The organism is Nostocoides sp. (genome assembly GCF_035343835.1).
GTDB classification, from domain to species: domain Bacteria; phylum Actinomycetota; class Actinomycetes; order Actinomycetales; family Dermatophilaceae; genus Nostocoides_A; species Nostocoides_A vanveenii.
Map to the genome: position 1 here is coordinate 1 of NZ_DAOQZV010000131.1, position 9,000 is coordinate 9,000.

Consider the following 9,000-nt stretch of genomic DNA (forward strand, 5'->3'; position numbering starts at 1 on the left):
CCGGCTCGCCGGGGCCAGGCTCGCCCTCGCCGTCCTCGCCCTCGGCGAAGACCGAGGCCCCGACCGCATCGAGTTCTTCGGCGCCGGCGAGTCCGGCGAGTTCGCCGGAGCCGTCGGGCGTGCCCTCGGCGGCCGACTCGGCTTCGGCGGCAACGACGCTCGCGGGCAGGGCGCCCGTGGTGAAGTCATAGCCGCACGCCTCGCAGAACAAGCTCTCGGGCGCATTAGCCGTCTGGCAGTTCGGGCAGTCCTTCGGTCCGGCCGGCGCCGCGGGCGCCCCGACGGGCGGCAGGTCGAGCGAGTTCACCGCGCCCACCGACGCCGCTGGCGCGGCAGTGCCCGCCGCGCCCGGAGTCACGGCGCCCTCGGGAATGGGCGCTCCACAGGTGTCGCAGTAGTCGGTCGAGTCGCTGGTGTGCCCGTTCGGGCAGACGGCGCTCACTTGCGCACCCGCGTGGTCTTGGTCGACGCCGTGTCGAGGGCCATCTCGTCCAGCTTCTCCACCTGCTTCTTCAACCGCACCGTGCCAGTCTCGGGATCCTCGATGTCGACGACCTTCTTCAGCCGGGTCGTCATCTCGTCGTTGCCTGCTTGGGTCGCGAGTTGGACGGCGCGGCCGAGCTTGGAGGTTGCCTCGTCGTCGCGGCCCGCCGCCTTGGCGGCCAAGCCGTCTTGGATCGCGGCGGCCAGTTCGGCTTGGCCGGTGTACTGCGCGACCTGGGGATTGATCCGCGCAGTGAGGGCATCGTCGTTGGACCACTTGGCCTTGACGAGCGCCTGCGCCTGAACGTCGTCGCCGAGGGCGAGTTGCACGCGGGCGGCGAGTTGCTCTTGCCCGACGCTCTTGGCCGGCAGGCGGACGGCGACGTGGTAGTCGCGGCTCTCGTCCGACCAGGCCCCGGTCGGGTAGCCACCGGTGAGCGGATTGACCTCGCGACGGCGGTTGGTCAGGTCCTCCAGAGTCGGCGAGACCTGCTTGACGAAGAGCACCTGGGCTCCCTGCGGCGCCCAGACCCGGATCTCGGCGTTGGCGACGCCGCGGGACATCGAGGTGCGCATCAGCGCGCGGAACTCCTCGGCCATCTCCTCTGGCCGTGGGATCAGATCCACCGTGCCGAGCAGCGCCGACGCGATCCGGCGGACCTCGTCGACCTGCCAGCGATCCCCCAGCCCGCGGCAGTCCGCCTGGAAGTTGCCGGCGCAGGACTGGATCGCCCAGGTCAGTTGGTCCGGCGTCTCGTGCTCGTTGGCACCGTCGGTGAGCAGGATGGCGTGCTTGCGGAAGCTGTCCGGCACCTGGGCGAAGACCTGACGGGCCGCCAGCAGCCACTGCCCCATGGCGGTGCCCCCATCCGCGCGGAAACCGCGAACGGCATTCATCGCTTCGGAGCGAGTGCGCGCGTCCATGATGGCCAGGCCCGGGACCGGCGCCGGCGGGTAGACCTGCCAGGCGAGGTGATTGCCCGCGATGACCGCGAAGTGGGTGCCGTCGACGATCTCCTGCAGAGCGGCGGTCGCGGCCAGCGACCCCTGCTGGATGCCGCGCTCGCCCATCGAGCCGGAAGTGTCGACGATGATCACCTCGGCGGCGCCGGCCCCCCCGCTCGGGCTCGCCACCGCTTGGCTCGCGCCGGACGCGTCGATGCGCACGATGGCGTGCACATCGGTCGCGCCGTCGGGTAGGTACTCGTTTTGGAATGCCTCAGCCGTGAATGTCGCCACGGGATCCTCCCTCTTGTTGCGTCGATCCTGCCAAATCCGGCGTAGCAGGCGTGTCCGGCGCGGCCGGTTTTGTCGGATCCGCCGGCGCCACCTCGGCGCTCGACGGGGTGGGGTCCGCCGCGGGGAGCGCCGCCTCGCTCGCCTGGGCGGCGACGACGATGGGCTCCGGCGGCGGGCCGACCCGCGCCAACGCCACCGTGATGTTGTCGACCCCGCCGGCATTGTTGGCGAAGTCGACCAGGCTGCGCGCCAGTGCCAGGGGCTCAGGTGCCGTTCCGGCTGCGAGCGTATTGGTCACGAGCGCGCGCAGGTCGGCCGCCTCCGAGCAGTAGTTCCACAATCCGTCGCTGCACAAAAGCAGCCAGCCTGGCTCGGCAAGCGTCACCACCTGCGTATGCGGCGTCACATCGTCGGGCTGATCGGAGCCGAGCCAGCGGGTGATCGAGTGCGCCATGGGCCCCGTCTCGGCCTCCTTGCGCTCGACGCCCGACGCGATCCGATCGGCGGCGACCGAGTCGTCGCGGCTCAACTGCCGCGCGCCCGGTCCGGCGTCGGGCAGCCAATAGATGCGGCTGTCACCGACATTCCCGACGTATGCCGTGTCCCCCGCCACGATCGCGCCGGTGAAGGTGCACGACGGCGGTGCGGGGTCTTCAGGCCCGGCCACGGCGACAACGGCCTTCGAGGCAGCCGCCACGGCATCGCCGAGCCTCTTGACCGCCGCAGCCGCAGTGGCCTCCGGGGTGCCCGCCCCCACGGCCAGGGGTTGGTCGAGCACGGTTCGGGCCGCCCGCACGGCCGCCAACGAGGCCTTGTCGGAGTCGGTAGAGTTGGAAACCCCGTCACAGACGACGAGCACCGCTCGACTCCCATGCTCGGCCTCGGCGGTGAGCGCGAGCGCGTCCTCGTTGCGCGAGTGCCGGCGACCAATATCGCTGACCCCGGCAACCCACGGGGCCGGGGATTCCTCGAGGTGGTCACGCGGGTTGGGCTCCTTGCTGCCGCAATTGTCGCAGTAGCCGTCGGCGTAGACCCCGACCCCGCACGCGACACAGGGAACCGAGACGGGGGCTGCGTCATACGGGTTGGTGCCACCGGGCACGACGCCGGTCCAGCCGATGTCTAGCGGTGACTCCTCACCCGCAATGAGCGGCGCCGGGGTGGCTGCTCGCTGCGGGCTGGGCAGAGCCGCCGGGTCGAAATTCCCGGCGCTGACCGGGGCCGGCCCGCTCGGTCCCGGGCCGGTGCCGTCGCCAGTTGCGTGCTGCGCGGGGAGTCCCCCCGACTGCCAACTCGGGGGCGTCAGCCGGCCTGCCACCCCGGCGGCCGAGGAATCTCTCGGGCCACCGGCGGCTGCCGCGCCACCCGAGCCGCCCGGGAAGAGGTCGGCGCCGCACGCCTCGCAGAACTGCGAGCCGGCGGGATTGGCCGCCGAGCACGATGGGCACAGCACGTCGGTCATACCAGGCTCCACGGTCGGACGGCGTTGGCCTCATCGACCAGCCGCAGCCGCTCGATCGGGTTTTCGGTGGTCGCTGCCAGGTCGCGTAGGGAGTTCTCCAGCCCGGCCTTGAGCCCGTCCGCGGTCGCCGGCCGGCCACCGACCTGCGCGCCGGCGGTGGGCCCGTCCTTCTCGACCCTCGCCAAGCCATCGCGATAGACGTCCACGGCGATCTCGGCGCGCCGGCGCCGACTGAATCCGGCGGTGGCGGCCGTGCTCAGGGCCAGGTCCAGATCGGCCAGGTCACGGGGTGCTCCGGCTAGGGCCTCGGCCCAGTGCTGCCGCGCTAGGGGATAGGCGCTCGACGTCGGCGAGACGAGCGCGAGGGCGGACTGGACGCCGTCCAGGTCGTTCCGGGCGGCTCGAAGCCGGGCCAGGCCGAAGGCCGCGTGCGGCACGTAGGCAGCATCAGTGCGCGCGCAGATGGTGTAGAGCGACTCGGCGATCTCGTCGGTCCCGCTCAACTCACAGGCGAGCGCGAGCCCGAGTTTGGGCGCCAGTTCACCGGGCACCTGCCCATAGACGGCATTGAAGGCGCTCTGTGCCTGGGCCGGATAGTTGCGGGCGAGGGCACCGAGACCGGAGAGCCACACCGCCCGCCACTCCCACGGGTCGTCCGCGAGCATCCGCTGCACGACCGAGTCCAGGACGGCGAAGTCGCCGGCCTCCAAGGCGGCCAGTCCGTGCGCGAGGGCCACTTCGGTGCTCCGGCCGGGCGGGGCGTTGAGGGCGAGCAGCCGTTGGCCGGGCGGCTGCGCGGCGATCGTCGCGAGCCAGCCGATCTGCGGGTCGCTCGCGTCCGGCCTCAGGGCCGGCAGATCCTCCCAGGTCATCACGGCATCGCCTGTGGGCGGCGGATCGAAGAGCACCGACGCCGCGGACGAGGAGGCAGCCCCACCCTTGCGGTTCTGGGCGACGACCTCGCGCAGCACGCCGAGCATCTGGTTGCGCATCTCGTCGGCGGAGACGAAGCGGTCGTCGGGCGAGGGGGCGCAGGCCTTCAGCAGGAGCCGGTAGAAGGAGTCGTACTGCGCGAAGATCGGCACTTGCTCCGGCGGCGGAAGGGACTTGACGTAGGTCGTCTGGTAGCCGCGGAACTCCATTGTCAGCACGACGAGCGTCCGGCCGATGGTGTAGATGTCCGAGGCCACCGTGCACCCCTGCTCGGCGACCTCGGGCGCCTGATAGCCGACCGTGCCGAAGATCGCCGAGTCCTCATCGTCGATCCGGCGCACGCCGCCGAGGTCGATCAAGCGCACCTCGTCGCCGATCTGGATGATGTTGTCCGGCTTGAAGTCGCAGTAGACCAGCCCGAGATCGTGGAGATACTGAAAGGCCGGCAGGATCTCGATGATGTAGGCCAGGGCCTGATCGACCGGGATCGGGTTGTAACTCCCCGTCGCCTTCATCCGCTGTTTGAGCAGGGATTTCAGGGACGTGCCACCGATGTATTCCATGACGATGTAGCCGGCATTGTCATGGCTGACGAAGTTGTAGATCTCGACGATATTGGGGTGGCTTACCTGCGCGAGAAAGCGTTGCTCGGCGAGCGCTGCCGCGAGCGCGTCCGGGTCGCCGGAATTGAGCAGGCCCTTGAGCACCACCCAGCGGTTGGAGACGTTGCGGTCGCGGGCCAGATAGATCCAGCCCAGGCCACCGTGCGCCAGGCAGCCGGCGACTTCGTACTGCCCGGCGACAAGGTCGCCCGGCTTGAGCTTGGGCGTGAAATCGAAGGGCGCCCGGCAGTTGGCGCAGAACCCAGTCGTCCGCCCTGGCTGCCCGTCGCGGCCACGGCCGACCGGCTCGCCGCACTTGGGACAGAAACGCTTGTCCTCCGGGACGACGGGATTTTTCAGGACAGCCGACGAGGCGTCGATCTCGGGAACCGGCGGGACCGACGTGACACCGGCGCCGATCCGGGCCGTCCGCATCCGCGTGGAGTGGCCGGAGATACGACGCGTGGAGATCGTGCCACCCGAGTGCGCCCGGGCTGACCCCAACGCGGTGGCATCCAGCCGCGAGGAGACCTTTGATGCGGTTCCCTCAGCCGGCGACTCCCCACCCATGGCCCCGGGCGTCACTTCGGAGGGCACGCTCGGGGTGCCGCAGACATCGCAGTAGCCGTCCACGATCGTGCCGGAGCATCCGGGTTGCTTGCACGCCAGCCCCTCCCGGTGCGAAGGGGGCGCCGGCGGCTTGGCACTGGTGCGCGGACGCGGCGGAGGCGGCGTCGCGATGGTCGCGACCACCGGAGTGACAGCCGAGACGTCGCCGGTGCCGGTCGCACCGGGCATCCCGCAGACATCGCAATAGCCGTCGATGATGGTGCCGGTGCATCCCGGCTGCTGACAGGCGTTCGGATCCGTCATCGTGGGCCTCTCACATTCGTCGTCACAGCCTGCAGGTAGCTCTGGTAGGCCGCCATCAACGCCCGCGCGCGCACCAGGGGCACCGGAGTGCTCGCCAGGGTGGCGACCAGTTGGGTATGCAGCGGTGCCAGGTCGGCGCGTTCGTCCTCGGTGATCGCCGGGGACATCGCCGCCTGGGCATCGAGCGCGCCGAGCAGCCCGCGCAACTCCTCACGCTCGGCGAGGGCACGGGCATACGTCTCGTGGGCCTGATCGAGAGCGCGGGAGACGAGTTCGAGTCGCCGGAGAAAGGCGTCCACGGCGTCGGCATCGGTGGGGACGGCACCGAGGGCCCGGACGTCGGGCACGCCCAGTTTGGGCGCGGGCGTCACGTCCCGCAGGCACTGCGCCTGCAGCGAACGGATCGCGTCACCGCGGGCAGCGAGGTCGGCGACCTTGGCGCGCGCGGTCGCAGCGTCCCGCTCCCCCGAGACGCGACGCGCCGCGGCAACGATCAGATCGCGTTCCCGTCCGGCGACATCGACTTCCAGCGGGCCGAGATAGCCGCCGACATCCGCGCCCCGCTTGGCGCGCTCGGTGACGCCGAAGAGCCGCTGTTCCAGGCCGACCAGGTCGTGATTGGCCTTGTCCCGCGAGGCGCCGGGCGGGATCAGGCCGATCTGGTCACGAATGCGTTCGATGCCCTCGCGGATCGACTTCACCCGCAGCCCGACATCCATGGCGGTCGGCTCCAGCGCGAGTCGGGCGCGCAGGGAAGAGGTCATCGCATCCGAGAGTCGACAGGCTTCGGGCAGCGAGACGGCGAGCGCGCCGTCGGCCGTCGACGGCACACGAGAACGCGCCGCCTCACCCGCTTGGCCCGGCGTGACATCGAGTCGGCCCCAGATGAGCGTCGAGATCTGCTCGGCCTGCGTCGGGCCCACTCGGCCGGAGTCGAACGCGACCTTGAGCAGTTCGTACCGGTCCGCGATCGCCTTCCACAGCGCCATCGAGACGGTCAGGTCATGCGTGAGCGCCTCGCGATCACCTTGGTCGGGAGCGTTGAGCGCGGCCTGGTCGATAGCGCTCAGTTGGCTTCGGCGCGCGTCGATCCACAGCCCGAGGTCGGTGAGATACCGAAGCGCCTCGGCCGCGGTCACCGGCACGCCGAGGCGCCCGGGCGCACGCGGGGTGCTCCCGGGGGACGCGGTCAGGCCCAGGTCGAGAGACATCAGCGGCCGTAGACCGGAGCTGGCGGGTTGGGGGCCTTGCCCAGGCTCGCGGCGAACCATTTGTTGTAGATCGCCTTCCAGCCACCGTCATTGCGCAACTGGGCGAGGACCGCGTTGACATACCGGACGAAGTAGACGTTCTCCTTCGCGATGCCCAGACCGTAGGGCTCGTCAGTCACGGCGGCGGCGTCGGTCACCTTTGCATAAGGGTCCTGGGCCGCCAGGCCGGCGAGCACGGTGTCGTCGCCGGTGATCGCGGTCACGTAGCCCTGTTGGAAGAGAACCAGACAGCCGGTGTGATTGCTCGCGGTGACGATATCGATGCCGCCGACCTTGGCCGCGACCTCCTGGAGTTTGGTCAGGCTGGTGGTGCCGGTAGGCGCGCACACCTTCTGACCCTTGAGGTCCTCCATGCTCTGGGCGGTGTTGTCGCGCGTCACCAGGACCTTCTGACCGGCGTGGTAGTACTCGCTGGAGAAGGCGATGTCCGTCCATCGGCCGCAGGTCATGGTCATATTGCGGGCGACCATGTCGACCTCGCCGCTTTGCAGGGCCGAAATGCGTTCGCCGGCGGTGATGACCACCAGCCGCAACTTCGACTCTGAGCCGAAGAGTGCCTTGGCGACCGCCTTGGCGATGTCGATGTCGAAGCCCTCGATCTGACCGTCGAGCGGGTTGTAGGCCCCCAGCAGATAGCTGTCCGCGGACACGCCCACCCGCAAATAGCCACGGCTGACGATTTGGCGCAGCGCCGAGTCCGTGATCTGACTCGCCGGGGGGGTGCTGCCCAGCGGGTCGTAGGACTGCGTGGCGTTGGTGCAGGTCGCGGGCGCACTGGTGCTGCTCGGCGAACTCGAGGACGCCGAACTGGACGAGGCGGTCGGGAGCGGCGTGTCGGCGAAGTTGCCGCCCGTGCACGCGGTCAGGCCCAGCGCGGCCGACGCCGCGATGACGAGAGAGCGCGGCCGGTTCATCGGTACTCCTCGATCCGGTTGGTCATCGAGCGGCCCGCGAGCAGGGCGGCGAGCATGCCACCCAAGCCGAGAACCCAGGGCAGATAGCGGCCGCCGAGCCCGTTGAAGTCCTTGACGACGCCGGCCACCAACTGATCGAGGACCGTGCCGGAGGCTTCATCGAAGGTGGTGAAAACGGCATTGGCCGAGCCCGACGCGGTGCTCGTCGCGAGGCCCACCGCCGCATTCCAGTCACCGCCGTCGTCGGCGTCGCGGATCTTCGAGTGCAGGGTCCGATAGTCGCTGAACTGGGGCTTGAGTGAGGTGCGGGTCTTGTCCGCCGCCAGCATGTCGTCGAGTTGCTTGTCCGCTTGGTCAGCGGAGGCGAGGAAGCGCTCCTCGTAGGTGGCGCCATTGCCTCGGGCGATGAGCGTCAGGCTCTCGTTCGCTTTGGCGTCGAAGGCAGCTGCCCGGGCACCTGCCAAGGAGACCGCGGCCTTGAAGTTCCCGCCCTTGACGGCGATCAACGTGGACGAGACATCGACGACGTGCATGGTGGCCAGTGCCAGGCCACCCGCCACCAACACGCCGGCGCCGACGAGGGGCAGGTTGACGTAGCGGTGCGTCTTGCGGGCCAGCCACAGGCCGATGCCGACAAGGGCGCCGAGCGTCAGCACGCCCATACCGAGAACCAATCCGCCGGAGCCGGCGAAATTGAGTTCGTCATCGGCGCGCGCCTCGTTGGCGCTGGCGAGGTTTGCGGCGATCGGGAGGGCCGTCTGCCGCAACCCGTCACCGGCGATCTTGAGATATTGCTGGCCGACCGTGAATGCCTGCCGGTTGTTGGTGCGGGCGCGGTCGATGTTGTTGGAGTAGCCCTGGACCGCTTGGTTCAGGGCGGCCAGCGCGGTGCCATCGGCCGGCTGGGCCTTCGCCGCCTCGGCGATAGTGCGCGCCACATCAGCCATCGCGCTGTCATAGGTCAGGCGGTTCTTCTCGCTCTCCAGACCGCCGACCAGGAAGCCATTGGTGACAGCCGCGTCGGCCTTGAGCAGGTTGCCATAGATCGACTGCACCCGTACGACCTGCTCGGTGTTGGCGCTGGCGCGGTCGACCGCGGCATCGACCGCCCGCAGCCCGAGGAAGCCGGTCACGGCGAACGCCACGCACAGCAGGCTGGCGAGGGCGGCGAGGACGCGCATCCGGCCGGGCGTGCCGGTCAGGTAGTGGCGGCGGGCCTCGGC

The 9,000-nt window shown here is 70.0% G+C and carries 7 protein-coding genes; all 7 read right to left on the bottom strand.

Annotation, left to right across the window (positions count from 1 at the left end; genetic code table 11):
* A partial coding sequence (locus PKH97_RS10280) for a zinc ribbon domain-containing protein (RefSeq protein WP_324387316.1) occupies nucleotides 1–442 on the bottom strand: 442 nt, incomplete at its 3' end.
* Nucleotides 439–1,722 (bottom strand): VWA domain-containing protein, encoded by a 1,284-nt coding sequence (locus tag PKH97_RS10285; protein WP_324387317.1) that lies wholly within the window; start codon nucleotides 1,720–1,722, stop codon nucleotides 439–441. The genes PKH97_RS10285 and PKH97_RS10280, both read right to left, overlap by 4 nt.
* The gene (locus PKH97_RS10290; RefSeq protein WP_324387318.1) at nucleotides 1,703–3,184 is read right to left on the bottom strand and encodes a PP2C family serine/threonine-protein phosphatase; all 1,482 of its coding nucleotides are present in this window, start codon (nucleotides 3,182–3,184) and stop codon (nucleotides 1,703–1,705) included. The genes PKH97_RS10285 and PKH97_RS10290 overlap by 20 nt, the downstream gene beginning before the upstream one ends.
* Nucleotides 3,181–5,592 carry a tetratricopeptide repeat protein gene (locus PKH97_RS10295; protein WP_324387319.1) on the bottom strand — a complete coding sequence of 804 codons (2,412 nt, stop codon included), beginning with the start codon at nucleotides 5,590–5,592 and terminating at the stop codon, nucleotides 3,181–3,183. Before PKH97_RS10295 ends, PKH97_RS10290 begins: the two co-directional genes overlap by 4 nt.
* A complete protein-coding gene (locus PKH97_RS10300; RefSeq protein ID WP_324387320.1) occupies nucleotides 5,589–6,803 on the bottom strand; it encodes a hypothetical protein in 1,215 nt (404 codons plus the stop codon). Before PKH97_RS10300 ends, PKH97_RS10295 begins: the two co-directional genes overlap by 4 nt.
* On the bottom strand, nucleotides 6,803–7,777 hold the full coding sequence (locus PKH97_RS10305) for a glutamate ABC transporter substrate-binding protein (protein ID WP_324387321.1): 975 nt from the start codon (nucleotides 7,775–7,777) through the stop codon (nucleotides 6,803–6,805). Before PKH97_RS10305 ends, PKH97_RS10300 begins: the two co-directional genes overlap by 1 nt.
* The coding region (locus PKH97_RS10310; protein ID WP_324387322.1) for a hypothetical protein at nucleotides 7,774–9,000 on the bottom strand (1,227 nt) is incomplete at its 5' end. The genes PKH97_RS10305 and PKH97_RS10310, both read right to left, overlap by 4 nt.